The sequence below is a fragment of the uncultured Mucilaginibacter sp. genome (assembly GCF_903913935.1).
Lineage (GTDB): Bacteria > Bacteroidota > Bacteroidia > Sphingobacteriales > Sphingobacteriaceae > Mucilaginibacter.
Window position 1 is genome coordinate 18413 of record NZ_CAIWNH010000485.1, and the last position, 26494, is coordinate 44906.

At 41.2% G+C, this 26494-nt stretch carries 25 protein-coding genes; 20 read left to right on the plus strand and 5 right to left on the minus strand.

Annotated features, from left to right (window positions below; all coding sequences use genetic code 11):
- Positions 1–50 precede the first annotated feature (50 nt).
- The 3 genes from QZY09_RS19520 to QZY09_RS19530 are packed head-to-tail and all read right to left on the minus strand — an operon-like array spanning position 51 to position 2377.
- The gene (locus tag QZY09_RS19520) at positions 51–644 is read right to left on the minus strand and encodes a hypothetical protein (protein WP_295675106.1); all 594 of its coding nucleotides are present in this window, start codon (positions 642–644) and stop codon (positions 51–53) included.
- Positions 595–1182: a hypothetical protein gene (locus QZY09_RS19525; protein ID WP_295675109.1), complete on the minus strand. Its 588-nt coding sequence runs from the start codon at positions 1180–1182 to the stop codon at positions 595–597. Before QZY09_RS19525 ends, QZY09_RS19520 begins: the two co-directional genes overlap by 50 nt.
- Positions 1183–1198: 16 nt before the next feature.
- Positions 1199–2377 carry a hypothetical protein gene (locus QZY09_RS19530; RefSeq protein WP_295675112.1) on the minus strand — a complete coding sequence of 393 codons (1179 nt, stop codon included), beginning with the start codon at positions 2375–2377 and terminating at the stop codon, positions 1199–1201.
- 661 nt (positions 2378–3038) lie between these two features.
- Here QZY09_RS19530 and QZY09_RS19535 point away from each other — a divergent pair.
- The 19 genes from QZY09_RS19535 (at position 3039) to QZY09_RS19625 (ending at position 22021) form a co-directional block, all read left to right on the plus strand.
- A complete protein-coding gene (locus QZY09_RS19535; protein WP_295675113.1) occupies positions 3039–4316 on the plus strand; it encodes a cytochrome c3 family protein in 1278 nt (425 codons plus the stop codon).
- A gap of 41 nt (positions 4317–4357) precedes the next feature.
- Positions 4358–7408 carry a TAT-variant-translocated molybdopterin oxidoreductase gene (locus QZY09_RS19540; protein WP_295675114.1) on the plus strand — a complete coding sequence of 1017 codons (3051 nt, stop codon included), beginning with the start codon at positions 4358–4360 and terminating at the stop codon, positions 7406–7408.
- A 25-nt stretch (positions 7409–7433) separates the two neighbouring features.
- Positions 7434–8909, plus strand: a complete 1476-nt coding sequence (gene nrfD, locus QZY09_RS19545; RefSeq protein WP_295675115.1) for an NrfD/PsrC family molybdoenzyme membrane anchor subunit — start codon at positions 7434–7436, stop codon at positions 8907–8909.
- Entirely contained in the window at positions 8906–9442 is a 537-nt protein-coding gene (locus QZY09_RS19550; protein WP_096355288.1) for a DUF3341 domain-containing protein, read from the plus strand. The genes nrfD and QZY09_RS19550 overlap by 4 nt, the downstream gene beginning before the upstream one ends.
- Positions 9435–10010 (plus strand): cytochrome c, encoded by a 576-nt coding sequence (locus QZY09_RS19555; protein ID WP_367119244.1) that lies wholly within the window; start codon positions 9435–9437, stop codon positions 10008–10010. The genes QZY09_RS19550 and QZY09_RS19555 overlap by 8 nt, the downstream gene beginning before the upstream one ends.
- 13 nt (positions 10011–10023) lie before the next feature.
- The gene (locus QZY09_RS19560; protein WP_295675119.1) at positions 10024–11292 is read left to right on the plus strand and encodes a quinol:cytochrome C oxidoreductase; all 1269 of its coding nucleotides are present in this window, start codon (positions 10024–10026) and stop codon (positions 11290–11292) included.
- Between the two features lie 49 nt (positions 11293–11341).
- The gene (locus QZY09_RS19565; RefSeq protein ID WP_295675120.1) at positions 11342–12541 is read left to right on the plus strand and encodes a cytochrome c oxidase subunit II; all 1200 of its coding nucleotides are present in this window, start codon (positions 11342–11344) and stop codon (positions 12539–12541) included.
- Between the two features lie 16 nt (positions 12542–12557).
- Positions 12558–14444 (plus strand): cbb3-type cytochrome c oxidase subunit I, encoded by a 1887-nt coding sequence (locus tag QZY09_RS19570; protein ID WP_295675121.1) that lies wholly within the window; start codon positions 12558–12560, stop codon positions 14442–14444.
- A 181-nt stretch (positions 14445–14625) separates the two neighbouring features.
- Positions 14626–15687 carry a COX15/CtaA family protein gene (locus QZY09_RS19575; RefSeq protein WP_295675124.1) on the plus strand — a complete coding sequence of 354 codons (1062 nt, stop codon included), beginning with the start codon at positions 14626–14628 and terminating at the stop codon, positions 15685–15687.
- Positions 15684–16547 carry a heme o synthase gene (cyoE, locus tag QZY09_RS19580; RefSeq protein WP_295675126.1) on the plus strand — a complete coding sequence of 288 codons (864 nt, stop codon included), beginning with the start codon at positions 15684–15686 and terminating at the stop codon, positions 16545–16547. Before QZY09_RS19575 ends, cyoE begins: the two co-directional genes overlap by 4 nt.
- Entirely contained in the window at positions 16544–17125 is a 582-nt protein-coding gene (locus tag QZY09_RS19585) for a heme-copper oxidase subunit III (protein ID WP_367119245.1), read from the plus strand. The genes cyoE and QZY09_RS19585 overlap by 4 nt, the downstream gene beginning before the upstream one ends.
- Positions 17126–17145: 20 nt before the next feature.
- Positions 17146–17874 carry a cytochrome c oxidase subunit 3 gene (locus tag QZY09_RS19590; RefSeq protein ID WP_295675128.1) on the plus strand — a complete coding sequence of 243 codons (729 nt, stop codon included), beginning with the start codon at positions 17146–17148 and terminating at the stop codon, positions 17872–17874.
- A 20-nt stretch (positions 17875–17894) separates the two neighbouring features.
- Entirely contained in the window at positions 17895–18251 is a 357-nt protein-coding gene (locus QZY09_RS19595) for a cytochrome C oxidase subunit IV family protein (RefSeq protein ID WP_295675130.1), read from the plus strand.
- Positions 18248–18949, plus strand: a complete 702-nt coding sequence (locus QZY09_RS19600) for an SCO family protein (RefSeq protein ID WP_295675132.1) — start codon at positions 18248–18250, stop codon at positions 18947–18949. The genes QZY09_RS19595 and QZY09_RS19600 overlap by 4 nt, the downstream gene beginning before the upstream one ends.
- A 168-nt stretch (positions 18950–19117) precedes the next feature.
- Positions 19118–19690 carry a DUF420 domain-containing protein gene (locus tag QZY09_RS19605; protein WP_295675134.1) on the plus strand — a complete coding sequence of 191 codons (573 nt, stop codon included), beginning with the start codon at positions 19118–19120 and terminating at the stop codon, positions 19688–19690.
- Positions 19691–19786: 96 nt separating this feature from the next.
- Positions 19787–20065 carry a hypothetical protein gene (locus QZY09_RS19610; protein ID WP_295675136.1) on the plus strand — a complete coding sequence of 93 codons (279 nt, stop codon included), beginning with the start codon at positions 19787–19789 and terminating at the stop codon, positions 20063–20065.
- A gap of 40 nt (positions 20066–20105) precedes the next feature.
- On the plus strand, positions 20106–20513 hold the full coding sequence (locus tag QZY09_RS19615) for a DUF983 domain-containing protein (RefSeq protein WP_295675138.1): 408 nt from the start codon (positions 20106–20108) through the stop codon (positions 20511–20513).
- Positions 20491–21153, plus strand: a complete 663-nt coding sequence (locus QZY09_RS19620; protein ID WP_295675140.1) for a DUF2461 domain-containing protein — start codon at positions 20491–20493, stop codon at positions 21151–21153. The genes QZY09_RS19615 and QZY09_RS19620 overlap by 23 nt, the downstream gene beginning before the upstream one ends.
- 19 nt (positions 21154–21172) lie before the next feature.
- The gene (locus tag QZY09_RS19625; RefSeq protein WP_295675142.1) at positions 21173–22021 is read left to right on the plus strand and encodes an OmpA family protein; all 849 of its coding nucleotides are present in this window, start codon (positions 21173–21175) and stop codon (positions 22019–22021) included.
- Between the two features lie 76 nt (positions 22022–22097).
- Here QZY09_RS19625 and QZY09_RS19630 read toward each other — a convergent pair whose 3' ends face one another.
- Positions 22098–22400: a DUF4286 family protein gene (locus QZY09_RS19630; RefSeq protein WP_295675145.1), complete on the minus strand. Its 303-nt coding sequence runs from the start codon at positions 22398–22400 to the stop codon at positions 22098–22100.
- 130 nt (positions 22401–22530) lie between these two features.
- Complete coding sequence (locus QZY09_RS19635) at positions 22531–24339, minus strand: tetratricopeptide repeat protein (protein ID WP_295675147.1); 1809 nt, start codon at positions 24337–24339, stop codon at positions 22531–22533.
- 247 nt (positions 24340–24586) lie between these two features.
- On the opposite strand from QZY09_RS19635, the gene QZY09_RS19640 reads away from it, so the two are divergent.
- Positions 24587–26488: a prolyl oligopeptidase family serine peptidase gene (locus QZY09_RS19640; RefSeq protein ID WP_295675150.1), complete on the plus strand. Its 1902-nt coding sequence runs from the start codon at positions 24587–24589 to the stop codon at positions 26486–26488.
- The last annotated feature ends 6 nt before the right edge of the window (positions 26489–26494 follow it).

The following is a 26494-nucleotide window of genomic DNA, read 5'->3' on the forward strand; positions in this document are numbered from 1 at the left end:
AATTAAAATTTATTGGCTTTTTTGGCATGTAGCTAACCCATTTTTATCTATTAATTGCCCCATTCTATATCTAAACCCAGCACAAAGTGCCTTGCACTTGTTGCAGGATTAAAAACATAAAGCGGGATGCTAAAGTTTTTATATATGTATCTTACTAATATGCCTTTTTCAAGCAACCCTCCGGTTTGCTGTAAAGACACACCGGCAGCCACCCAAACTTTTAGTTGATAAGTTAGATCAGACCAGCTATACGTAAAATTTCCAGCCTGGTTTTCTATTGAAAACGTGTATTGTGATTGCGATGAGAACGATAATTTTTTATAGTCCAGCGTAATATTTGCGCCAACAGAGCCTCCATTAAACTTTCCAATAACAAGCCCGGCCATCGGAGTGACCGAATAAGACATCAACGCCTCTTTCTTAAAAGTTTTCCCGAAGTATAAAGAACCTGAATTGATGGCTTCATAATTACCCCGGGCCTCGATATACCAATTACCGGGTGTACAATAACTTAAGGTTGGAACCCAGTAAGAAGGTGTGTTTTTACCTACATAATAGTATTGTTCGCAGGTGCCGTTCGACTGGTTAAACCCTTTAAGCGACAACCCTGAGAGTGCTATTGTCAACAGTAGCCTTCTTTTCATTTTCAATAATTATTAATTCTGCAGTTGCCAATTTGTTAAACACGTTGATTTTAACCAGGTTTGGGTTCCAGTTAAAAACAAGTTCATCAATAGGATGCCATAATATGACCCATGAAAAAATATCAATACTATTACTAACCGCCGAACTGATGCCCTTATCCGAAGTCAACACCATTGGTATCAGGATATGGAACAGCGTTACAATCAGGATACCTGCGGCAAGCATCATGATATTGCGGCGTTTGTATTCTTTAAAGGTCTTTATTCTATCCTCTTTCAACTCGGTAAAATGGCGCCGGATAGCGTACATCAGGGGTTCAGCATATTGTTTGTCTATCTCGTTTACGTACTTAAATTTGTAGAAGATGACATCGTATCTTTTAAACAAAGCAACTGTTTCCATTATATAAAGCTCAAACTGACGGCTCAACTGGCGTTTGTAAATTGGCGCCGGATCGTGAGGATTAAAATAACCTTGTATCACAAGCTGGTCAAGCGTTAGGTAAACGTTGATCGTTTTAGGGGGGTGATTTTTCATTCTCATATTTTTATTACTATTGGATCACTGTCACATCAAAAGTAATAGTACCAAGAGGATGTGCAGCAGCATCAGCATTTACAAAACCAATCGCCACAGTATTGCTACTAACTACCCGTGCCCAGGCCATAGAAACGGAATTTGGTAATGCCGTTCTTGGATTAACAATCACTGTTGCGTTAACATTGGCACCGGTTACAGTGACAGTTTCCACTTCTGTTGGCGAAGTATAGATAAAGCCAGAATTATCAGTAAATGTAAAACTGGTTTTGATCATATTGGTCAGCACTGTGCCTGAGGTACCAAGTTTGTACGTGCCACCAACATCCAGTTTTGCTGCGGGGCTGGCGGTTGCAACCCCGACATTTCCGCTGCCGTCAATACGTATACGTTCGTTGGCGCCAACGCCCCCAGTGAAAAATATTAAGTTTTTACCCGAGGTGCCATTACCGATAGAGAAATCGTTACCCGTGGAATATAGATAGCCATTACTTGCTCCGCCAATCACGCCAGTTCCGGTGTATCCGCTTGAGTTGATGCCGAAATCCACATAATTCACTAATTCCGTGGCGGCGTCATTACTGGCCACCACATCCGAACTCGCGCTGCTGGTAGCGGCCCTGTTTTGGATATTTAATTGAAGGTAATTGTCAATATAGCCTTTACCGCAAATCACATTGTAGGAGGTAGTAGGACTGGAGGAAGAACCAGCGTCTACCAGGAATTTCTCGCGGGGCGCGCCAGCTGTAAATACAGGGGCGGTGCCAACTGCTATACTACCTAAGCTATCGACTAAAATGCGCTGTGTGTTATTTGTGCGCACTTTAAAGGTGGTGTTATCAGTTGTCCCTAAAAAATTACTGCTTGAGTTTGTCCCGCCGTTGCCGGCTAAACTCCAATTGGTGCCGGCACTGGCTGTTAGCAGTACCCATGCAGTAATTGTGCCGTTATAGTAATAAAATCCCTTTGTAGCATCGGTTTGGTAAACCAGTAAGCCATCTGCAGGCGTAGCGATAGCAATGCGCTGCACCTGGGTCATCCTCGGAGCTAAAAAACCTTTTAAAACAGATTTGACGTCTAATACCGAAGATGAATTACCGGTATTATACGATGCATCATCAGTAACTACCACCGTCTGCGAAAAGGCCTGGCTACAAAAACTCAGGAAAACAAACAAGCTAAAAAGTTTTTTCATATGCTTTATAAATAATTAGAAGGTCCCCATTTTCTTTAGTTTAAAAAACTGTTTATGATATTCTTCCGCATGTAAACAGCGGCACTAAATAGTTTCTAATTAATCAAATTATATACCTTATACGGCATAGACGGGCGCCCATATTGTAGTTGCAATGATGAAAATTTTGTAATTGTTTGATTGACAAGAGTCAGGTTGCTTAACTATTGGGAGGTAAATTTATAATAAATCTGCTTATATTGGATTTAACTCCAACCTTAACCGGGGCCCAGGTTAAAAGGTGCCGGTTTTACGAAGATTACAAACCATAGTCGGTCCATTTCGCCTTTCTAAAATAAAACAAGGGTTAAAACGCCAAATTCTATGCCAATCCGGATGTTTTTTTACACATGTGACGAACATCATTTTTCGCACTAAATTCAGGCATATCTAATTTTATACATTTAATTCTATAATTCTTTAAATTAGCGTCGTTATAAACAAATTTAACCAGCACAATAATATTATTTAGAATTATTATAAATTAGATATTGCTGTCATTTGTTTGTCAGTGATACTGTAATAAATTTTACTTTTGTGACTGAAAAATTCGGATATATCATACATCTCCGCGTGAATTACAATCATTAATATAGAAAATTATTTAGTATAAATACACTTTATGAGGAGTTTCTCATTACTTTTTAAACAATTTTCAAGGTCGGTTTTAGTGGTTGCCGGTTTTGCTTTTTTAGGAACCTCTGCTTTTGCGCAGGGAGACGCCGCTAAGGGCGAAACCATATTTAAAGCCAAATGTACCACCTGCCACGCTATTGACAGAAGGGTGATCGGCCCTGCGTTAGGCCCACAGCTTGATACGGAAACTGATGACAAGTTCCTGACCAAGTGGATCCAGAACAACCAGGCTTTGATTACAGCAAAGGATCGGAAGGCCTTAGCCATTTACAACCAGTATAACCAGGCCGGCATGACCGTGTTTGCCGAATTATCTGACGCAGATGTAGCAGGCCTTATAACCTATGTGCGCACCACATACAAAGCCATGCAAACCGCACCGAAAGCTGCCGTTGGAGGACCTGCTGCAGAATCGGGCCCAAGCCAGATGGTGATCTTCGCACTGATCGGCGTTATTGTTCTAGCTTTTGTAATCATCCTTGTTTTAAACAAGGTGGTTAGCACACTCGAGAGATTGTTGCTAAAAAACAAAGAGCTAATGATAGCCGAGCCCGTTGCAGAAGCAGCCCCGGTTGACCGTATGGCGACTGTCAAAAAACTCGCCAAAAATAAAAAATTGGTGTTTTTCGTACTGCTGTGCGGCACATTGGCACTTGGCAGCTGGACATGGGTTACCCTTTGGACTACCAACGTTCACCAGGGTTACCAACCTGTACAACCAATTAAATTCCCGCACGACCTGCATGCGGGTGCAATGAAGATTGATTGTCAATATTGTCACTCTGGTGCATACAAATCAAAAAACGCGTCCATACCATCATTAAATGTTTGTATGAACTGTCATAAATTAATAGATCGCCGCAAAGGTGCTACAGTTCCATCACCTGAGATCGCAAAAATTTATGATGCATTGGGATACGACCCGGCAACAACTAAATACGATAGCACCAAGGCAAGGCCAATTCAATGGATCCGTATCCACAACCTGCCTGACTTCGCTTACTTCAACCACTCACAGCACGTAAAGGTTGGCGGCTTAAAATGCCAAACCTGCCACGGCCGGGTTCAGGAAATGCCAGAAGTTTACCAATATTCGCCATTAACAATGAAATGGTGTATACAATGCCACAAACGTACCAACGTAAATATGAAAGGCAATGCATACTATGAGAAAATGGAAGCAGTGCACGATTTGATTAAAGCTGGAAAACCGGTAACTGAGGCTGCCATGGGCGGTATCGAGTGCGGCAAATGCCACTATTAATAATTTGATTAAAACTTATCATTACAGTTTATTTAGCTTAAATGGATAGCAATAAAAAATACTGGAAAGGTTTAGAAGAGCTGAACAAAACCCCGGAATTTGTTGAATTGAACAAACACGAATTTGCGGAGCCTATTCCAATCGAAGATGTTTTAACAGGAGGCGGTTTAGAAGGAAGAACACCGCGCCGCGACTTTTTAAAAGCAGTAGGCTTTGGCGTAGGTGCAGTAACACTTGCAGCTTGTCAAAAAGTACCTGTTCATAAATCCATTCCCTATTTAATAAAACCTGAGGAAGTTACCCCTGGTATTGCCAACTACTACGCCTCCACTATAGAAGGCCAGGCTATTTTGGTAAAAACCCGCGAAGGTCGTCCGATTAAAATAGAAGGTAACCCTAACGATATCATAGGGAAAGGCGGTTTAAGTGCAAGGGCACAAGCGTCTGTACTTGACCTTTATGATGTTACCCGCTTAAAAAATCCATTAAAAGATAATGGCGATTACGGCTGGGAACAAACCGATAACTTTGTTAAAAGCGAACTTGACGCTATTAAAGCATCTGGTAAAAAAATCCGCCTGATCACATCGACAATTACAAGCCCATCCTCACTGGCAGTAATTGCTGATTTCCTGACGGCCTATCCAACTGCAAAACACATTAATTATGATGCGGTATCCTATACCGGCATTATCCAGGGTAACCAGAATAGCTTCGGCAAAGCGGTGTTGCCTCATTATAACTTTGATAAAGCAGATGTAATTGTAAGCTTTGGCGCCGACTTTTTGGGTACATGGATCTCGCCTGTTGAATTCATCAGGCAGTATGTACAAAACAGGAACAACAAGTCGCTCGAGGCTAAAAAAATGTCGCGTCACATCCAGTTTGAAACCTCGATGAGCGTAACAGGCACCAATGCTGACGTTCGTATCCCGATAAAACCATCCGAAGAAGGTGTTGCGCTGCTTAATTTATACAATGCTATTTCGGGCACTACTTTACCTGGCAGCCAGAAACTAACAAACAATCCAATTGCGGATAAAGCTTTAACACTTGTTGCAAAAGAATTACTGCAAGCTAAAGGTAAAGCGTTGGTGGTTGCAGGTTCAAATGATGTAGCTACCCAGATTTTGGTTAACGCCATCAACTCCCTGTTAGGAAGCTATGGCAAGACCATCGACCTGGACAATCCGTCAAAACAATTTGCAGGCAACGACGCAGAATTTGCGGAATTTGTTAGTGAAATGAACAGCGGCGATGTTGGCGCAGTATTTTTCCTGAATGCCAACCCGGTTTATGATTATTATAAAAGTGCCGATGTTGTAACCGGTTTGAAAAAAGTGCGCTTAAAAGTATCTTTCTCTGATAAAAACGAGGAAACTGCTGCACTTTGTAACATTATTGCTCCAAACCATCATTACCTTGAATCATGGGGTGATGATAGTGCATTGGAAGGCTACTATACTATTTTACAACCAACCATAAACCCTGTTTATGATACCCGCCAGGCCGAACATAGCCTGATGGTTTGGTCTGGAAGCACAGTAAAAGATTATTATACCTATGTACGCAACACCTGGGATAAATCGCTTCTTGCAAAAGGCGGGTTATCCGGACAGGCAGGTTGGGAAAAATTATTACAAACCGGTTTTGTACAAACCGCGCCTATCGCCGCAGGCAGCTACTCTTTCTCGTACGGATTAGACAGCGTTGCACAAAAAATACTGGATCACAGCAAAGAACTTACCGCCGATGGCAGCAAAGTTGAATTGCAGCTTTACCAAAAAGTATCCATGCGCGATGGTAAAAGGGCCAACAACCCATGGTTGCAGGAATTGCCCGACCCGGTTAGCAAAACAACCTGGGATAATTACGCTAACGTATCCCCTGCTGACATGAAGAAATGGGGCTGGCAAGACGGTGATGTAGTTAAAATTGACGCAAACGGTTATTCAATAAGTGTACCTGTAATATCACAACCAGGGCAGGCACAAGGCACTGTATCAGTAGCTGTTGGCTACGGTCGTACCATTGCCGGTCCGGTTGGCGACAACGTAGGTAAAAACGCATTTCCTTTCCATACCCTGCGTAATAACACGCTGCAAGCAAGCGTTGTTGCCGCTCTAACAGCTACCGGTACAAATTCGCCGCTGGCACAAACACAAACGCACCACTCTATTGAAGGGCGTAACAGCATTATCAAAGAAGCAACCTTTACTGAATACCTTAAAAATCCGGGTGCACGTACCGGTAAAGAAGAAGATCATAAAGTATACAACCTGTGGGACAATTACGAGCACCCTACTTATAACTGGGTAATGGCCATCGACCTTAACGCTTGTACCGGTTGCGGTGCATGCGTGGTTGCCTGCAGTGCTGAAAATAACGTACCTGTTGTTGGTAAAGACGAAGTTAGACGTCGCCGCGAAATGCACTGGATCCGTATCGACCGCTATTACAGCTTTAATGACAATGGCGACAATGGTGGTACAACCCGTGAACACGAGATTGCCAAACTTGACGATCTGGATCACGTAAAGGTGGTTTACCAGCCAATGCTTTGCCAACATTGCGATCATGCACCTTGCGAAACTGTGTGCCCGGTATTAGCTACCGTACACTCATCCGAAGGTTTAAACCACATGGCGTATAACCGTTGTATAGGTACCCGTTACTGTGCTAACAACTGCCCTTATAAAGTTCGTCGCTTCAACTGGTTTAACTACTGGAACGATGCCCGTTTTGAGAACTACTTACAGGGTGATCATACCCAACTGGTACTTAACCCTGATGTTACTACCCGTTTCCGCGGTGTGATGGAAAAATGCTCCATGTGTATCCAGCGCATCCAGGCAGGTAAATTAAAGGCTAAGATTGAAAAACGCCCGCTTAAAGATGGTGACGTAAAAGTTGCCTGCCAACAAACATGCCCTGCAAATGCGATCGTATTTGGTGACGGAAATGATCCTGAATCAGAAGTTTCAAAAGCGTTAAAGAGCGAGAGGACTTATTACGTGCTGGAAGAGTTGGGTGTACAGCCAGGAGTTGGATACCAGGTAAAAGTTAGAAATATATCTGAATTAGAAGCTTAATTAATTACAAGAGAGATTATAAAATATGGCATCTCATAGTGAATCAATAATAAGAGAACCGTTAATTACAGGCAAAGACATCACCTATGCCCAAATTACTAACGATGTTCTTCGCCCAGTAGAAAATATGCCGGGCAAAGCCTGGTGGATAGGCTTTGTGGTGGCTGTTTTAGGGGCTTGCCTTTGGTTATTTTCTGTTAGCTGGACCTTTTGGTACGGTATAGGCGAGTGGGGACTTAACAAAACAGTTGGATGGGCCTGGGATATTACAGGTTTCGTTTGGTGGGTAGGTATTGGTCACGCCGGTACGCTTATTTCGGCCATCTTGTTGCTGTTCCGTCAAAACTGGCGCAACTCCATCAATCGCTCTGCTGAAGCGATGACTATTTTCGCTGTAATCTGCGCAGCCTCGTACATCGTTTGTCACATGGGCCGCCCATGGATGTTTGTTTATTCGTTACCACTACCAAATACCTATACACTTTGGGTTAACTTTAACTCACCGCTGATCTGGGACGTATTCGCGATCTCAACTTACTTCTCTGTATCATTGGTATTCTGGTATACAGGTTTGTTGCCCGATTTAGCTACTATCCGCGACCGTGCTACAGGTTTACGCCGCAAAATTTATTCTTTCTGTTCATTTGGATGGACCGGATCGGTAAAAACATGGCAGCGTTTTGAAACAGTTTGTTTGATCCTTGCTGGTATTTCTACGCCACTGGTACTTTCGGTACACACTATTGTATCTATGGACTTTGCTACCTCGCTTGAACCGGGATGGCATACCACTATCTTCCCTCCCTATTTCGTTGCCGGGGCGATTTTCTCAGGCTTCGCGATGGTACAGACGCTATTATTGGTTACCCGTAAAGTATTAGGACTGGAGAATTATATCACTATGTTCCATATTGAGGCGATGAACAAGATCATCCTTTTAACAGGCTCGATCGTTGGCGTTGCTTATTTAACAGAATTCTTTATCGCCTTTTACTCAGGTGGCGAATACGAACAATATACCTTCCTTAACAGGTTCATCGGACCATACTGGTGGGCGGGTTGCATGATGTACGGATGTAACGTGCTGATGACCCAACTAATGTGGTTCAAATCCATCCGCAGGAATATCCCTATTGCTTGGGTATTATCTATCGTGGTGAACATCGGTATGTGGTTTGAAAGGTTTGTGATTATCGTTGTTTCCCTGCACCGTGACTTTGTTCCATCAAGCTGGGCAATGTTTTATCCAACATGGGTTGACATGAGTATTTTTATCGGTTCGATAGGATTGTTCTTCACGATGTTCCTTTTATTTATCAGGGTATTGCCTTCAATAGCAATGGCCGAAGTAAAACTGATCCTGAAGAGTTCAAGTGAGCAGGCCAAGAAAAAATTAATGGCACACGGCGACCTGGACGAAGAGCAGGTAGAATTTTATAAAGAATCATTGGTGAAATTTGACAGCGTTGAGATTTCTGATTACCAAAAAGCAAAAAAATGAGCAGTACCAAATATATTTTAGGCCTTTTTGCAGACCCCGATGAAATGATGCACGGGATAGATCTGTTACAAAAGAATAGTGTGCCAATTTATGATGTTTTCACCCCGATGCCGATTCACGGTATCGAAAAGAAACTCGGCATTAAGGATTCCCGTTTAGGTTTCGCAGCTTTTATGTTTGGCTGCCTGGGCGGTACAACCATCTTCAGCATTGCTTACTATATGCTGGTGCATGACTGGCCGATGAACATTGGTGGTAAGCCAGCATTTGCAATACCCGATTTTGTTCCCATCACTTTCGAATGGACCGTATTGTTTACGGCTTTTGGTATGACCCTTACCTTCTTTTTTGCAACGCATCTTTTTCCAGGCCGTACACCAAGGGTTATGGACCTGCGTGCAACAGATGACAGGTTTGTGATTGCTATTGACGCAAAAGGAAATACACCACACGACGATATAACTAAAATTTTAAAAGAAGCAGGAGCTGTTGAAGTAAAGCATAACGACAGAAAATATGTTAGCTATGAATAAAATAAAAATATTGGGCACAATAGCTGTTGCTATCACTGCTACGATAGCTATTTCATCGTGCAAGGATAAAAGAAGTACTGGCTGGGAATACGCTCCCAATATGTACGAACACCTTGCCTATGATCCGGACCAGATAAATGATAATTTTAAGGATGGCAAAACCGCGCAGGTTCCCCCTGCAGGGACAACGCCTATAGGTTTCGTACGTTTTGATTATCCAAATTCAAAGGATGGTTATGAAAAAGCCGGCCTCGAAGTAAAAAGCACGTTGCCGCAAACACAGGCAAATTATGCTGAAGGTAAATTATTATTTACTTCCTATTGCGCACCATGCCATGGGGTAAGCGGCAATGGTGATGGTTTGGTGGTTGCTCACGGCTTCTCCGCTCCTCCATCGTATTCAACTGGTGTATCATCACGCGGTGGCAATATGAAAGACCTTACTGACGGCAAAATTTATCATACTATTACTTATGGTGTAAACGCTATGGGTTCATATGCTTCACAGCTTGACCCAACCGAAAGATGGAAAGTAATTATGTATGTTCACCATTTACAAACTTTATAAGCTGATTTTTTAAATGAAGACTTCTCATAGTTTCGACGAACGATTTCAATTTCAAGGCAATGCCAAAACCTGGAGCCTTGTATTGATGGCTATTGGCGTAATTGGAATAGCAATCGGTTTTTTAACAGGCGGCGGCGAACGTACATTTGCTAACCTGCTGCTGATGTCCTATTATTTTGCTTGCGTTTGTACCTGCGGCGTATTTTTCCTGGCTGTACAGTATGTAGCCCAGGCTGGCTGGTCAGCTGCCATCCTGAGGATTCCACAGGCATTTGCTAAAACACTGCCAATAGCAGCGGTTATATTGTTTGCAGTTATCTTTCTGGGCATTTTTATGACCCATACCGGCCTAAACGAGTACGGCAAACAATCAACTATTCCCTTTCTATATAAACTTTGGGCAGTAAAAGGTGTAACTACCTTTGGCGATCCAAATTATGATGCCGTTATAAAAGCAAAATCGGGTTATTTGAATGTACCGTTTTTTCTTATCCGTATCGCTTTATACCTGGTTTGTTATTCAGGATTAGGTGCATTGCTGGTAAAATATTCCAATAATGAAGATGCTTTGGGCGGAATGTTTAACTACAACAAAAGCTTTAAAGTTTCGGTTATTTTTCTGGTGATATTCGGTTTTACCGTTCCGCTATTTGCCTTTGATACTATCATGTCATTAGAGGCTCACTGGTTTTCAACTATGTTTGGCTGGTACAATTTTGCAGCATTATGGGTTGGCGGTTTGTCAGTAATTACATTAACCATTATTATTTTACGCCAAAATGGTTACCTTGAATGGGTTACCGAAGATCATCTTCACAATTTAGGCCAGCTAATGTTTGGTTTCTCTGTATTCTGGACATACTTGTGGTTTGCACAGTTCCTGCTAACCTGGTATGCCAATATTCCGGAAGAGTCGGCTTATTTTTACAGTAGGTGGCGGCCTGAGTTTATAGGATGGTTCTGGTTAAATATCATTATCAATTTCCTTACGCCATTGCTGTTATTAATGAAACGCGATTCAAAACGCCTGGTGCCGGTATTAAAAGCGGCTTGTATCATCCTGATCTGTGGTCACTGGCTTGATTACTGGCAAATGATTATGCCAGGCGCTGTTGGCCCGCAGTCAAACTGGTATACCGAGATCAGCTGGCCAGAGATCACTATATTTTTAGGTTTTGCAGGTTTATTTATCTTTACTATGCTGAATTCATTAAGTAAATTTAATTCGCTGATACCAAAAAAACACCCGTTGCTGGACGAGAGCCTCCATCATCACATATAATAATTAATAAATTTGCACCAAAATAAAAGAATACCAAACATAAAATAAGATGGGATTCAAAAAACTATTAACTTCTAAAAAAGCGCTTTTACTTTTTGCGGCAACCATGCTTTTCGGGTCGCATCAGCTAATGGCACAAGCAGTAGCGCAGGGCACAACAACGGCAGGAACACCTGATACAATGGCCAGCAGCGGAATGTGGACTGGCGTGCTCTATTATGTACTCCTTGCCCTGGTAGCCTGTTTCTGTATAGCCATCCTCGGTAAAATATTAAAGGTTTATGATCTAACCCTTACAATGCAGGGAAAGAAACCAATCAACTGGAATAGTTTTATGGCTATTTTATGCCTGGTGTTCCTGATCGCTGGTTTGTACGGTGCATATTGGTCACTAACTGTGCAAGGCAGTATGACTTTGCCCAAATCAGCATCGGCCCACGGTGTTGATATTGACAGTATGTTTAACCTGACCAGTGCACTTACGCTTATAGTATTTGTAATTACACAGGTGCTTTTATTCGGATTTTTATTCTATTACCGCGCTTCAGACAAACGTAAAGCATACTTCCTGCCGCACAACAATACCATTGAAAAGGTTTGGACCATTATACCTGCTATTGTTTTAACCGTGCTGGTAGTATTTGGTTTCTTTACCTGGCAAAGTGTTGAAAATAGCACCAATATGAAAGGTGACATTAATATCGACGTTACCGGCCACCAGTTTGCCTGGGAATTACGTTATCCAGGTCCGGACGGTAAACTAGGTCAATTAGACTACAGACTTACAACAGGCCTTAACAAACTAGGCATAGACTATAAAGACCGGAACAGCTATGACGACCTGCAGGCTGATACACTGGTATTGCCTGTAAATAAATCAATCAGGTTAAATATTCATGCGCAGGATGTGATCCACAGCGTTTTTATGCCGCACTTCAGGTTACAACAAAACGCGGTACCAGGATTGCCTACTTATTTTAAGTTTGTACCAACTGTTACTACAGATCAAATGCGCTCTGAAACTAATAACCCCAAATTTGAATACCTGCTGTATTGCAATAAGATATGCGGTGGCATCCACTACAATATGCAAAAGGTGGTACGTGTAGTTTCAGAATCTGAATACCAGGACTGGATTGCAAAACAAAAACCATATTTAACTGATCAGTTAAAACAACAATTAAAAGTAGCTGCCGCAAAATCATCGGCCGGCGCATTATCATCAAACAAGTTAGCGTTAAATAATTAATATAAGATTAGCGAGTATGTCAACATTAGCAGTTCACGATCACGGCTTGGTACATCACGAAGAAGGACACGAACACCATCATAAAGCCACTTTTCTGAATACTTATGTATTTAGTCAGGATCATAAAATGATTGCCAAACAATTCCTGATCACCGGGATCACGATGGCATTTATCGGTATGTTGTTATCTCTGTTATTCAGGATACAGTTAGCCTATCCGGATAAATCATTCCCTTTACTGGAAACGTTATTGGGCCGTTTCGCACCAGGCGGACGTTTAAGCCCTGATTTTTATATGTCGCTGGTTACTATACACGGTACTATCATGGTATTCTTTGTGTTGACAGCAGGCTTAAGCGGAACTTTTGCGAACTTATTGATTCCTCTTCAGATAGGAGCCCGTGATATGGCTTCTCCTTTTGTAAATATGCTATCCTATTGGTTCTTCCTTATAGCAAGTATCATCATGGTTTCTGCATTTTTCGTCGAAAAAGGGCCCGCCAGCGGTGGCTGGACCATTTACCCGCCTTTATCGGCTTTACCTACGGCCATGCCGGGTTCGGCTGAAGGTATGACTTTATGGCTCATCAGTATGGTTTGCTTTATTGCCTCATCATTAATGGGCGGTATCAATTACGTAAGTACGGTATTAAATATGCGTACTAAAGGCATGGACCTCTGGAAAATGCCATTAACTGTTTGGGCATTATTCCTTACAGCAGTATTAGGCGTACTTGCATTCCCTGTATTAGTTGCGGGCGTTGTTTTGTTGATATTTGACAGAAGTTTCGGTACAAGCTTTTACCTTTCGGATATTGTTTTGAACGGAAAAGTAATGCCATTTGAAGGCGGCAGCCCTATATTATTCCAACACTTATTCTGGTTCCTTGGCCACCCTGAAGTTTACATTATCATTATGCCTGCGATGGGGATCTCATCTGAGGTAATGTCGGTAAATTCACGTAAACCTATTTTCGGTTACCATGCTATGGTTTATTCGCTTATTGGTATCACCGTGCTATCGTTTATCGTTTGGGGTCACCACATGTTTGTAACCGGGATGAACCCATTCCTTGGCGGTGTATTTATGATCACCACGCTCATCATTGCGGTGCCATCGGCAGTAAAAACATTTAACTGGCTTGCTACGCTATGGCGTGGTAATATCCGCTTCACTCCCGCCATGCTGTTTGCAATCGGTATGGTTTCTTTCTTTATCTCTGGCGGTTTAACCGGTATATTCCTGGGTAACGCTGCTTTGGACATCAACTTGCACGATACTTATTTCGTGGTTGCCCACTTCCACCTTGTAATGGGCTCTGCGGCAATTTTCGGTATGCTTGCTGGTGTGTACCATTGGTTCCCTAAAATGTTCCGCCGCATGATGGACGATCGTTTAGGATACCTGCATGTCTGGGTAACTTTTGTAGGTGCCTACCTGGTATTTTTTCCGATGCACTTTATGGGTCTTGAGGGAGTTCCACGTCGCTACTACGCCATAACTGAGTTTCACCAATGGGATCACTGGCTTAATGTAAATACGTTTATTACATGGGCAGCTATTATGTCAGGCTTTGCACAGGTTGCATTTATTATCAACTTTGTATATTCTATATTTTGGGGTAAGAAAACCGTTCAAAACCCTTGGAATGCAAACACTTTGGAATGGACCGCCCCTATCGAACATATACACGGCAACTGGATTGGTGAATTACCGACTGTTTACCGCTGGCCATATGATTATAGCAAGCCTGGACATGAAGAAGATTTCATTCCGCAAAACGTTCCTTTTTCACAAACCATGAGTTCAAATATGCCTCATGATTTTGAAGACAATCCTGAAGGGTTGGAAGAATTCAATAAGTGGACAAGTACACAAAAAGCTAACGAAGAAGTAAAATAAGTCCGAAGTTTTTAGTCCTGAGTCTTGAGCCAAAAGATTTGTGTATGTCTTTGGCTTAAGACTCAGGATTTGTTTTAATACCACTTTTATGCCGGTTGAAAGGTTGCTTGCCTTTCAGTTTGATTATTTAGTTAGCAACGTTCGGCTTAAAACTAACAATCGGTTTTTGCTTTAATTATAAATGAAGACATTCGCGTCAAAAGTCAGGTTCCAGAAATACAGCCTAGTTACTATAGTACTGCTCTTTATACTTATTCTTGCAGGCGCAGTAGTTCGTAGTACAGGGTCTGGAATGGGATGTCCTGATTGGCCAAAATGTTTCGGACAATACGTGCCTCCTACCTCCATCAACGAACTTCCAAAAGATTATAAGCAGAAATACGTTGCTGAACGGTCGGAGAAAAATCAAAAATTCGCCAAAACACTTGATCTTTTTGGGTACGGCGACCTTGCACGCCGGATTAGGGAAGACAAATCAATATTACTGCCAGAAGAATTTAACGCCGCCAAAACATGGACGGAATATATCAACCGCCTTATTGGTGCAATCTCTGGTTTATTGTTGGTACTGGTAGCTATTTTTTCATTCAGTTACGGCAGCGAAAACAAACTTATACCATTTTTAAGTATTCTAAATATTCTGCTGGTAGGTTTCCAGGCGTGGCTAGGGTCCATCGTAGTATCCACCAACCTCGTATCAGGTATTGTAACGCTGCACATGTTGATTGCGTTAGCTATCCTGGCTATACTCATAGGCTGCTATCATATGGCTAAAACTCATGGCAAGCACAAGTTGGATTCGAGCCCGATCACACACGTAGTAATGGTGCTTACCCTGGTTATATCAACAGTTCAAATTGTTTTTGGAACTGAAGTAAGAGAAAAGATAGACGCAGTATCAACGCATTTACAGGGCGGTTACCGCGAAGCATGGATCAGTAACGCAGGAGCGATATTTGTTCAGCATCGCGACATCGCTATATTAGTATTACTGGCAAACATTGTACTGTTTTTGCTCATTCGTAACGGATTTAGCAGGCATTCCAATCAACAACAGGTAATGAGCATTATATTCCTGGTGATCATGCTGCAAATGGGTACAGGAATCTTGTTATCCTATTGGGCGCTGCCACCGTTTGCACAGGCAATACATATTTTACTGGCCAGCCTTATATTCGGTGCCCAGTTTTACCTGATGCTGAATTTGTATACATCAGTAAAGAACCAGGAGGCCAACAGATGAAATGGAGCGATTTTTCGAAACTGATAAAGCTGCGACTAACCTTTTTAGTAGTTTTCTCCGCGTCCATTTCTTTTCTGATCGGCAGTAAAGTTAACGGAGACATCAACTGGTTTAACTGGGGCAAATTGATCGTTGGTGGCTTTTTAGTAACAGCGGCTGCAAACTGTTTTAACGAAATTATTGAAAAGGACCTTGATAAGCTGATGAAGCGGACGATGGACCGGCCGATACCGTCGGGACACATGACCACAGGCCAGGCGCTCGTATTAGGTTTATTTATGGGGATAGCGGGCACCTACCTTTTAGGCAGCCTTAATATTGATACGGGATTATTATCCGTATTTTCAATTGTACTATATGCTTTTGTTTATACACCGCTAAAGCGTAAATCGCCAATTGCAGTATTCGTTGGCGCCATACCTGGTGCATTACCCCCCCTAATCGGCTACGTAGCTGCACACGAAAGGATTGATGCCATCGCTTTAATATTATTCGGGATACAATTTGTTTGGCAGTTCCCACACTTCTGGGCAATTGCCTGGGTTTTGGACGATGATTACAAGCTGGCAGGATTCAGGCTCCTTCCTTCGGGAAAGAGAAATTTAACAAGTGCAATAGTAACTTTTATATTTACATTACTATTAGTACCAGTAAGTTTATTGCCTACCTGGTACCATTTTGGCGGCTATTATGTAGGGGCCGTATCATTGGTGTTCAGCCTGGCATTTTTATACCTGGCGTATAAGCTTTTAAGCACCCTGGAGATCGGATCGGCAAAAAAGCTCATGTATGGTTCGTTTTTATATTTGCCGGTAGTGCAATTAATGTTTTTATTTGATTTTATAGGAAAAGTGAAATGATGGCGCAGATACAACAAAAAGATAAGGTAAACCTTGGTGCAAAAAAATTCAGTATGTGGATATTCATATTCACATCGTTTATGCTATTTGCCGCCTTATCCAGCGGATTTATTGTTTACAGCGGCGGCAGGGGCCATGGCCTCGACGTAATTTTGCCGCAGGCATTTATGTACAGTACTGCTGTTATATTGCTCAGCAGCATTACCTTGTTTTTTGCATCAAAGGCTGCACGGCAATTGCAGTTTGCAAAACAGCGGCTTTATCTATGGCTTACTTTTTTCTTAGGAATAGCCTTTTTCGCGATACAGATCTATGCATGGTACGTCCTGGCAATAAAAATGGGCATCTATTTTATTAACCCGAATGCTTCAAGGTCATTCATCTATGTATTCAGCGGATTACATTTAGTACACGTTTTAGCGGGACTGGCAGTAATGTTAAATGTCATCATAGCCAGTTATCGCAATACACCACAGGTAAAGAATTTATTCAAAATGGAAATGGCATCTATTTTTTGGCATTTTCTCGATATTATATGGATTTATCTGTATGTTTTTTTACTTTTGAACCAATCTTAAAAACAAATAACTAAGTACAAATGAGTACAGCAGTAACACAACATGTTGATGAGGTAAAATCAACACCAGGGTCAGGAGGCAGATCGCCTTTTAATGTAGAGTATGGCAAAATGATGATGTGGTTTTTCCTCCTCTCGGATGCATTTACTTTTTCATCATTATTGATCTCTTACGGCGCTTTACGTTTTAGCGCCCCAACATGGCCTTCGCCATCTTTGGTATTCCAATCCGTTCCCGGAACTTCAATTGAGCACGGCGCTCCTTTGGTATTTGTAGGTATCATGACCTTCATACTGATAGCGAGTTCGGTAACAATGGTTTTGGCAGTTGAAGCGGGCCATCGCAATGCAAAAAAAGAAGTAGTTACCTGGATGTTGTTCACCATATTAGGCGGATTGATGTTTTTAAGCTGCCAGGCTTTGGAGTGGAATCACTTACACAGCGAAGGCTTCTGGTGGGGACATATTCCAACCAAAGAAGTGATGTCAGAGTTTTTTAAAGGAAACGTAACAGAAGGCCAGATGGCAATGACATCTCATCAGTTTGCAAATTTATTCTTTACTATAACAGGGTTTCATGGTTTCCACGTATTCTCGGGGGTGGTTATTAATATCATCATTACGATAAACGTTTTACTGGGCACCTATGCAAAACGCGGCAGCTATTTAATGATCGAAAAAGTAGGTTTATACTGGCACTTTGTAGATTTGGTGTGGGTGTTTGTATTTACTTTCTTCTATTTAGTTTGATAATTTAACCTGATTAAGATATGTCATCAGAAACTACAACAGTTCATGCCGAAGGCGCTGAACACGGCGAACACGAAGGAATGACCAAAAAAAGAATATTAAAGATCTTTTATATTCTAACGGCGATTACCTGTGTGGAATTTTTTATCGCACTAGTGATAGCTCCCCATTATAAAGACGGTGCGGTTTGGATAAACCCGGCTTATATTGTTTTAACTTTATTAAAAGCATATTTTATTGTCGCATTTTTTATGCACTTAAAATTTGAAAAAGTGGGATTGGCGCTGGCTATCATCGTTCCCATTCTTTTTATAATCGGTTTAATACTGGTGCTTACAAATGAGAGCCACTATTGGATCGGTTTAAGGCACATATGAAAATTGCGGTCATATTAAAAAAAACTATAATCCTGGTACTTGTCTTATTGGTGCCAGGATTTTTATATTATTTACTGGTATCCAAGGGCAAAAACAGGTACTTAAATCTACCGGTTTACGGGCCTAAAACCGTACTAAAAACAACGCACAAGGTTGGCCATAACGATGTACCTGATACGCTTTATCACACGTTGCCAGACTTTAAACTGACCGACCAGGACGGTAACACCATAACGCCAAAAACATTCTCCAAAAAAATATTCATCGCTAACTTTTTTTACACGCACTGTAAAGGCTTATGCGACCAGATGAACACGAGTATCAACCAATTGGCTACGGGTTATGCAGCCAGTAAAATGGTTTACTTTGTTTCTATCTCTGTTGATCCCCAACGCGATTCCGTAAAAGCCTTAAAAAACTATGCTAATGTGATTAAACCGGCGTCATCAAGATGGCTGTTTTTAACAGGCGATACGGCTGCTATTTATCCCCTGGCGCATAATGGCTTCCTGGTTAACGCACTACAGTCCGATAATGACAACTTTATTTACAGTGATAAGCTCATGTTGATTGACGGGGAACTACGGATAAGAGGATATTACAGCGGCGCATCCACTTCAGATATGATCAAGCTTGGTGATGAAATTAAAGTATTAATAAAAGAAGAGGTGTTAAAAAATGATACACCAATGTATTAGGTGACGAATCAGGGATCAGGACATTCAAAATATCGTAATAATCCAAAATTGCACCCTGTTGCTCAATGCATGCCATTTATACATTTAGTGATTGCTTTTTGACTCCCGATAACAAAGGGGTTTTTTCTATACGCCGGATTCCTTAATCCTGGTTCTAAAAACAAAGTTATGACAGATAAATTTATATTCCGTTTTGTTGCAGCAGTATCCGTATTCGTATTTGTTGTAGTGCTGGTATTAAACCGGAGGCTCATTCCTGCCCCTGCGGTAATTCCTTCATTCACTGTTTACTTACCAATGCTTAACGCATTTTTAAACGGTACGTGCAGCCTGCTGCTGCTGGCATCGCTTTATTTTATAAAGCTTCATAACATTCAAATGCACAAGCGCATAAATATTACGGCCTTTTGTTTGTCGTCGTTATTTTTAGTTTCGTACATCCTGTTCCACTATTTGAAATCCGATACCATATTTGGCGATGTTAATGGCGATGGGCACCTGTCCGCATCAGAAAGCGAAGCCGTGAGTACTTTACGCCCTGTTTATTTAGCTATACTCATCTCCCATATTATCCTTGCTGCCGGCGTTTTACCACTCATATTGCTAAGTTTTTACCGGGGCCTGCAAATGCAGGTTGAAAAACATAAAAAGCTGGTGCGATGGGCCTTCCCAATTTGGTTTTATGTAACAGTTACGGGCGTTATTGTTTACCTGATGATTTCTCCTTATTACCATTTTTAAGGATATCTGCAAAAGTTAAAGGTTGTGTCTGGCTTTGATTTAAAACGCAACCAGCCCGGATTGCTTCCTATCATTAAATAAGCTAAATTTGCATTTATGAAAGCATGGCTTAAAATAACTATAACACTTGGGATACTTTGCCTGGTGATGATTGCATTTGAACCAGTGCAAGCACAATGCTCTCAATGTGCGGCACAGGTAGCCACCAATTCAAAAAATGGCGGTAATGCAGCAAATGGATTAAATAAAGGCATATATCTTTTGTTAGCCGCCCCCTACCTTGCAGTGGGCTTTGTTGGCTTTATATGGTATAAAAAATTCAGGCGCAAAAATGTTAATCTCGATATCCAAAACGATAAATTACATTTAAACTAAGTGTATTAAACCTGGGGAAACCTGTTTATCTCAAAAATAAATGTCAAAAACAGCTAAATCATGGGCAATGCTGCATGCCAAATGCCCGCGATGCCGCAGAGGCGCTATGTTTAGTGGCGGGATTTATAATTTCGGGTCTAACAAGATATTTGACAGGTGCCCGCATTGTAACTTATATTACGAGATAGAACCCGGGTATTTTTATGCAGCAATGTATGTAAGCTATGCATTAAACGTAATGGAAGGCCTTTTGATAGTAGGGCTCACTTTGGGTATAACTCAAAATTCAACATCACCCTGGTTATATATCGGCACAATCTTAACAGGATTGCTCGTCCTTTCACCTATCAATTTCAGGTATTCACGCGTTTTGTTATTATATTGGCTATCCCCTAAAATAAATTACCAGCCACATTTAGATAAAGATGATTCAACGGCACACCATTGAGTTTTTAAAAGAACTGATTGCAAATAATAACCGCGAATGGTTTATGGCCAACAAGGAGCGGCACGAAACAGCCAGGGAAAATGTTATTGCCTTTACAAGCGAACTACTAAAACTGCTGCATAAAATTGATCCGCAAATTGATGAGGCACTCGACGCCAAAAAATGTGTAATGCGCATTTACCGCGATATTCGTTTCAGTAAAGATAAAACCCCTTACAAAAACTACTTTGGCGTAAGCATCCCTACCAAAGGAACAAAAGCGGGCAGAGCTGAATATTATTTTCAAATTTCACCCGGAAATTCATTAATAGCAGGTGGCTACTGGATGCCCGAGGCGGAGCATTTAAAAGCTATAAGACAGGAAATTGACTACAACGCAAACGATCTGAAAAAAATAATTGACGAACCGGAGTTTATAAGTCTGTTTGGCGATTTCAGAAAACAAGAACAACTAAAAAGTGTTCCAAGAGAATACAGCGCTGATAATGAAAATATTGAATTGTTGAAACTAAAAAGTTTTGTAGCTTTTCACCCTTTAAAGGATGATGAATTATTACTAAAAAATGCGGTGCCGGATATTGCCGGCATTTGCGGCAAAATTTATCCCCTTAACGTTTTTTTAAATAATGCATTAGCTTAATCAACCATAATTTATTGTCATGAAAATAAGGTACTATTTAATTGCCACCGCCATCTGTTTTGTTTTACACTCATGCGTAGTGTTGTCACCTAAAAAATATAAAGCTTTAGTCGCTGAACGTGATTCGCTGGCTACCCGGACAGGTGCCCTTGAAGATACAGTTGCCAAACTGCGTGCCGACACAATGAGGCTGCACCGCGAGCTAAACGATATGCAAAATAATTACAATGCTTTAAATACAAATTTCAATTCGCTGAATGACAAATACAGCGCGTTAAACAATAATTTCACCACAAGTTCAAGCAGGGTAAGCCAGCTATCAGCCGACCTGAAAAAACGCGAAGCCCGGCTAAAAGAAGTTGAAGATGCCCTGCATAAACGGGACGATGCATCAAATGCACTGCGGGATAAATTGCAGAAAGCCCTGCTCGGATTTCAAAACAGCGGGTTAACCGTTGACATCAGAGATGGTAAAGTATATGTTTCTTTAGCTGACAAATTACTGTTCCCATCGGGGAGTATTGTTATTAATGAAAACGGTAAAATGGCATTGCAAAAGTTGGCTGCTGTGCTTAATAAAGAACCTGATATTACTATTGCCGTTGAAGGCCATACAGACGATAAAAAAGTAATCAACCTTGGCCAGATCAAAGATAACTGGGACCTGAGTGTATTGCGCTCAACTTCAGTTTGCCGGTATTTAACCGAAGTAGAAAAGATTGATCCGAAACGGCTTACTGCCACAGGTAAAAGTGAGTACCAACCTGTTGACCCAGCCAACACCAACGATGCGCGCACAAAAAACAGGCGTATTGAAATTGTGCTTTCACCAAAATTGGATGAATTGTATAATTTGATAAAGCAGTAAGGATAAGAATTTACAGGATTGCAGCATTGACAGAATTCTGAAAATCCTTTAATCCTGTAAATTCTGACCCCGGCAATTAATCAACTGTTTGCATCAGTGTATTAAATATCACAAACTGGTTTTCGAATTCCCGGTTATGGGCTTCCTGCAGACGGTGTAAATGTTTACTGTAAAACTGGTTAAAATCGGCTATGCTATCTGCACGGTATTGAATGCAATAGGTAACCCCTTCATTAGGCGAATCAATAACATTAAGGATCTGGTATGATTTGAAATGGCCCGTGCCCATAACCGAAGGTATGTGAACTTCCTTTATCCAATTAAGCCACTTTTCCTGAACGGCTTCTTCTATAATTACGGTATCGTTAAATATGATCATGTGTTAGTTGTAATATGTTGTAAAGGTTGTAATAGTTTTTAAAAGTTTAAATTCTTATTTCAATTACCCCCTTTATGTTGACTTTGTGCTCCGTAAATACCAATGAACAATAAACCAGTGAACTATTGCACTACGAAGCGTCATTCTTATCCCCTCTTAAAAGCCTGAAACGTTTACGGGCTTCGTTGATCCAAAGGCTACCTGCATAATCGGTAATGATCTTTTGATAATAAATTTTGGCTTGTTCTTTGTCAGCTAGCTGGTTTTCGTAAATATCACCGAGCATAAATACTGCATCATCGGCCCAAAGGCCCGTGCCATACTCCTGTGCTATTTTTTTCAAAAGAATAACTGCTGCCGGATAATCTTTTTGCTGAATAAGCAGTCTTGATTTTGCCATTAATATGCCATCAGCGAGGGAATTCGCCGGGTATTTAGTATCAATACTATCCAAAGTATGCATTGCTTTTTCGGGCTGTTCGGCATAAATTAAAAGGTCGGCCCTTGCAAACATCTTCAAAGCCGCCCCGGTGCTATCGGCAAATAAACTCTCTGAAATAAGCAACGACAAGTTCAAAGCGTCATTTGCGATCAGCTCAGACGTTGCAGCTTTTAAAACATCCAGCTGGCCTTTTGCCCAGGTAAAATCGCCTGTATAATAGGCCAGTTTTGCGTTGCGATATTTTGCATCCTGCCCAACGGTTGAAGCCTGGTTATCTAATTCAACCTGGCTATACAATAAAGTGGCATTCCATGGTTTGCCGCTCAGCAGCGAAATATCGCCCAGATCCAGCTTACATGAGGCAAGTAATGTCCGGTTGACCCCTGGGATAGCGACGGCCTCTTCAAGGATTTTTTGCGCCTCATCCAGTTTATGCAATTTAAATGCCTCTAAATTCGCGAGTTTTTGCATGGCAAAAACGGTGTTGACGTTTTTGCCAAATTCATCCAACAGCGCGCTATAATTTTTTTCGAGGCTCAAAAGATCCTCCTCAGTATATTTACCCGACGTAACTTTTTGGTTCTTGGTATTGATCAGTTCAATCTTCGAAGAAATGTAATAAGGCGAATCCTTCCCTTTACTGATCAGGTATTCATAGCCCCTGATCGCAGCGTCATAAGCATCATTTCCTTCAAGGGTACTGCAAAGCTCAAAAACACTGCTACCATCATCGTTAAGGCGACGGCTTAAAGCCAGCGCCTGGTTTAACGCCTGGTCGAAATCTTTTTGCTGCATGAATTGCCAGGTGAGCAATTGAGGATATAGGGGCTGTTGCGGATCCTTCTGTATCCTTTTTAAAACAGCAATCCTGAGTATATCGTAGTCCGCTGCGTTTTCATAAAGGCCTGCCAGCGTATTCTCCGCCTGGCTGATGAATGCGGGGTTTGCAGGTAAAAAGTTTAGATATTCTTCAGTAAGTGCTGCTTTATCTCTTTTATACCGGTAAAGATTGATCAGCTCGTAAGAGAAAAGGGCATCATTGTGCAGCATTTTACGGCCCTTTTCAAATATTTTAATGGCGTACTCAATATTCGCATTTTGGTAGAATTGAGATGCCAGGGCAGCTATTTCGCCCTGGTCGGGAGGCAGATTTTTCAGCAGGTCATCGTACAAAGCATTGGCCTTATCAACCTCGCCCTGCTGGATATAAGCAGTTCCAAGCGTTATAATATATTGATGATCGCCGGCGTGTTTTCGGATCATTTTTTTAGTGATCCCCTCAGCCTCATCAAACTTTTTAAGTTCCAGCAGGGTATTCACATATACACCAAAATAGCTTTCGTTATCCTGTTTATATAGCTTTTGATAAACATCAAGGGCCTTTTGCTGCTCGCCATTGGCAGCATATTGTTTTGCCAGCTGTAGTTCAGTATCCTGTGCAAAAGCACTTGAAAGGCAGGAGAAAACCAGTAAAGCACAAACCAGGAAATATTTCATCTTTTCAAAAGTAATCAATTAGCATTAATTTGAAGATAAGCACATTTGAAGATTTTAACTTTAATATTCTTCGTTTTATGAGTGAAAATCCTATTATTTTTTGCATTTTCAAATCTTCAATTTGTCTCTTTTTTAAATTGAAACTATAGTTATATAACGGTTTTGCAGGGTAAAATTGTAGTGACACTTAAAATTGATTGAGTATATTGCATACCTTAACCTAATTAAAACGATTAAATATAAACCAATGTTAAGGCCTTCAAGGATATTACTTTCTATCGCTGTAATAATGGCTTTATGTACTTGCAACCAACGAAGTACACCACTAATACCTATTTCCGATTTTTTTAAGATCCCTGAAAAAAGCACCTTCAGGATATCTCCGGACGGCAAATATATTTCCTACCTAAAAGCATATAAGGGCAAAGAGAACCTGTTTATCCAGCAATTACCGGATGGCAAGGAACAAATGGCCACTTCTTTGACGGACTATCCGGTTAGGGGCGATTATTTTTGGACCTATAACAATCATATAGTTTTTAGCCAGGATTTAGTGGCTAATGATGAATTAAAGCTGTTTACAATAGATGTAGCCACATTAAAACTAAAAAATATTCTTGACCAGCAAAATGTCAGGATAAGCCTTTTGAACAGGAATAAACAGCAGCCGGATATAATTACCATCAGGATGAACAAACGTGACCCGGCAAATTTTGATATTTACCGGTTAAACATTATAACAGGCGAACTGATCCCCTATCTTATCAACCCTGGAAATATAACAGAATGGTACCCGGAAGTGGATGGTAAAATACGGCTGATCACTTCATCAGACGGAGTTGACAAAACTATTTTATTCCGCCCTACTGAAAACGCTCCGTTCCGGCGAATTATTGAAAATAATTTCAGCACCTCAGTAAGGCCTATTGCCTTTACGGGTGAAAAAAATTATTTCTATGCTTTATCAAATGTCAACCGCGATAAAACAGCCCTGGTCGAAATTAATGCTGAAAACGGAAAGGAAATGAGGGTATTGTATTCATGCATAAATTCGGACATACAGGATGTTGAATACTCAAAAAACAAAAACCACCTTGAAATGGTGAGATGGGAAGCGGCAAAACCACAAAAACATTTTTTAAGTGCGGACATTAAAAGCATATATGACAAACTGCAACCCCAACTTAAAGGCACCGAAATAAACATTACCGACAGGGATAGCGCCGAAAATAAATTTATCATTATTACCTATACTGACCGAAACCCGGGCACCTATTATTTGTACGAAAATAAAACCGGGCAGTTAAAAAAACTGGGTGACATCAATTCGACGCTCAATTCAAAAGATCTGTGCATGGTACAGCCGGTATCATACAAGGCAAGTGACGGATTAACTATTAACGGGTATCTCACATTACCCCAGGGTACAAAAAGCACAAACCTACCCGTTGTAATAATGCCACACGACGGACCATTTAATCAAAGTTTTTGGTGGGGCTATAATCCCGAAGTACAATTTTTAGCCAACCGGGGGTACGCGGTTTTCCAGATAAATTTCAGGGGGTCCACCGGTTATGGCAAGGCATTTCACAACGCGGGTTTTAAAGAAGTAGGTGGCAGAATTCAACAGGATATAACGGATGGCGTTAACTGGCTCATCAGCAATAAAACGGCTGATCCGGATAAAATAGCCATTTTCGGCGCAGGGTTTGGCGGATTCTCCGCATTATATGGGATCTCACTCCATCCCAAATTATACAATTGTGCTATTGTGCAACACAGCCTCATCAATTTTTTCTCTTTCATTAAAGATGCGCCGCCGTTTTTAAAACCATCGGTAAAAATGATGTACGAAATGGTTGGTGATCCCGAAAAAGATGCCGTCCAACTAAGGGCTATTTCACCGGTTTTTCATACCGATAAGATTAGAGTGCCTTTACTGATTTTTCAGGGAGCGAAAGACGACAGGGCGAACATCAGTGAGTTAAACCAGTTTGTACGCGAGCTGCAAAAACAAAACGGGAGTGAAAATGTGAAGTACTTTTTAAAGCCAAATGAACGGACCTTTTTCAGGAGCGAGCATAACAGGTTGCAAATGTATTCCGAGATAGAACAATTCCTGGATAAAAATATGCGGGTTAATCCATAAACCCTG

What these genes read in the sequence shown, in the direction of transcription:
- QZY09_RS19610 (WP_295675136.1), top strand. Translation starts at nt 19,787, where the DNA reads ATGAAAGCATGGCTTAAAATAACTATAACACTTGGGATACTTTGCCTG.
- QZY09_RS19570 (WP_295675121.1), top strand. Translation starts at nt 12,558, where the DNA reads ATGTCAACATTAGCAGTTCACGATCACGGCTTGGTACATCACGAAGAA.
- QZY09_RS19620 (WP_295675140.1), top strand. Translation starts at nt 20,491, where the DNA reads ATGATTCAACGGCACACCATTGAGTTTTTAAAAGAACTGATTGCAAAT.
- nrfD (WP_295675115.1), top strand. Translation starts at nt 7,434, where the DNA reads ATGGCATCTCATAGTGAATCAATAATAAGAGAACCGTTAATTACAGGC.
- QZY09_RS19625 (WP_295675142.1), top strand. Translation starts at nt 21,173, where the DNA reads ATGAAAATAAGGTACTATTTAATTGCCACCGCCATCTGTTTTGTTTTA.
- QZY09_RS19540 (WP_295675114.1), top strand. Translation starts at nt 4,358, where the DNA reads ATGGATAGCAATAAAAAATACTGGAAAGGTTTAGAAGAGCTGAACAAA.
- QZY09_RS19635 (WP_295675147.1), bottom strand. Translation starts at nt 24,339, where the DNA reads ATGAAATATTTCCTGGTTTGTGCTTTACTGGTTTTCTCCTGCCTTTCA.
- cyoE (WP_295675126.1), top strand. Translation starts at nt 15,684, where the DNA reads ATGAAATGGAGCGATTTTTCGAAACTGATAAAGCTGCGACTAACCTTT.
- QZY09_RS19590 (WP_295675128.1), top strand. Translation starts at nt 17,146, where the DNA reads ATGAGTACAGCAGTAACACAACATGTTGATGAGGTAAAATCAACACCA.
- QZY09_RS19640 (WP_295675150.1), top strand. Translation starts at nt 24,587, where the DNA reads ATGTTAAGGCCTTCAAGGATATTACTTTCTATCGCTGTAATAATGGCT.
- QZY09_RS19535 (WP_295675113.1), top strand. Translation starts at nt 3,039, where the DNA reads ATGAGGAGTTTCTCATTACTTTTTAAACAATTTTCAAGGTCGGTTTTA.
- QZY09_RS19550 (WP_096355288.1), top strand. Translation starts at nt 8,906, where the DNA reads ATGAGCAGTACCAAATATATTTTAGGCCTTTTTGCAGACCCCGATGAA.
- QZY09_RS19595 (WP_295675130.1), top strand. Translation starts at nt 17,895, where the DNA reads ATGTCATCAGAAACTACAACAGTTCATGCCGAAGGCGCTGAACACGGC.
- QZY09_RS19600 (WP_295675132.1), top strand. Translation starts at nt 18,248, where the DNA reads ATGAAAATTGCGGTCATATTAAAAAAAACTATAATCCTGGTACTTGTC.
- QZY09_RS19560 (WP_295675119.1), top strand. Translation starts at nt 10,024, where the DNA reads ATGAAGACTTCTCATAGTTTCGACGAACGATTTCAATTTCAAGGCAAT.
- QZY09_RS19525 (WP_295675109.1), bottom strand. Translation starts at nt 1,182, where the DNA reads ATGAAAAATCACCCCCCTAAAACGATCAACGTTTACCTAACGCTTGAC.
- QZY09_RS19585 (WP_367119245.1), top strand. Translation starts at nt 16,544, where the DNA reads ATGATGGCGCAGATACAACAAAAAGATAAGGTAAACCTTGGTGCAAAA.
- QZY09_RS19555 (WP_367119244.1), top strand. Translation starts at nt 9,435, where the DNA reads ATGAATAAAATAAAAATATTGGGCACAATAGCTGTTGCTATCACTGCT.
- QZY09_RS19520 (WP_295675106.1), bottom strand. Translation starts at nt 644, where the DNA reads ATGAAAAGAAGGCTACTGTTGACAATAGCACTCTCAGGGTTGTCGCTT.
- QZY09_RS19615 (WP_295675138.1), top strand. Translation starts at nt 20,106, where the DNA reads ATGTCAAAAACAGCTAAATCATGGGCAATGCTGCATGCCAAATGCCCG.
- QZY09_RS19530 (WP_295675112.1), bottom strand. Translation starts at nt 2,377, where the DNA reads ATGAAAAAACTTTTTAGCTTGTTTGTTTTCCTGAGTTTTTGTAGCCAG.
- QZY09_RS19605 (WP_295675134.1), top strand. Translation starts at nt 19,118, where the DNA reads ATGACAGATAAATTTATATTCCGTTTTGTTGCAGCAGTATCCGTATTC.
- QZY09_RS19575 (WP_295675124.1), top strand. Translation starts at nt 14,626, where the DNA reads ATGAAGACATTCGCGTCAAAAGTCAGGTTCCAGAAATACAGCCTAGTT.
- QZY09_RS19630 (WP_295675145.1), bottom strand. Translation starts at nt 22,400, where the DNA reads ATGATCATATTTAACGATACCGTAATTATAGAAGAAGCCGTTCAGGAA.
- QZY09_RS19565 (WP_295675120.1), top strand. Translation starts at nt 11,342, where the DNA reads ATGGGATTCAAAAAACTATTAACTTCTAAAAAAGCGCTTTTACTTTTT.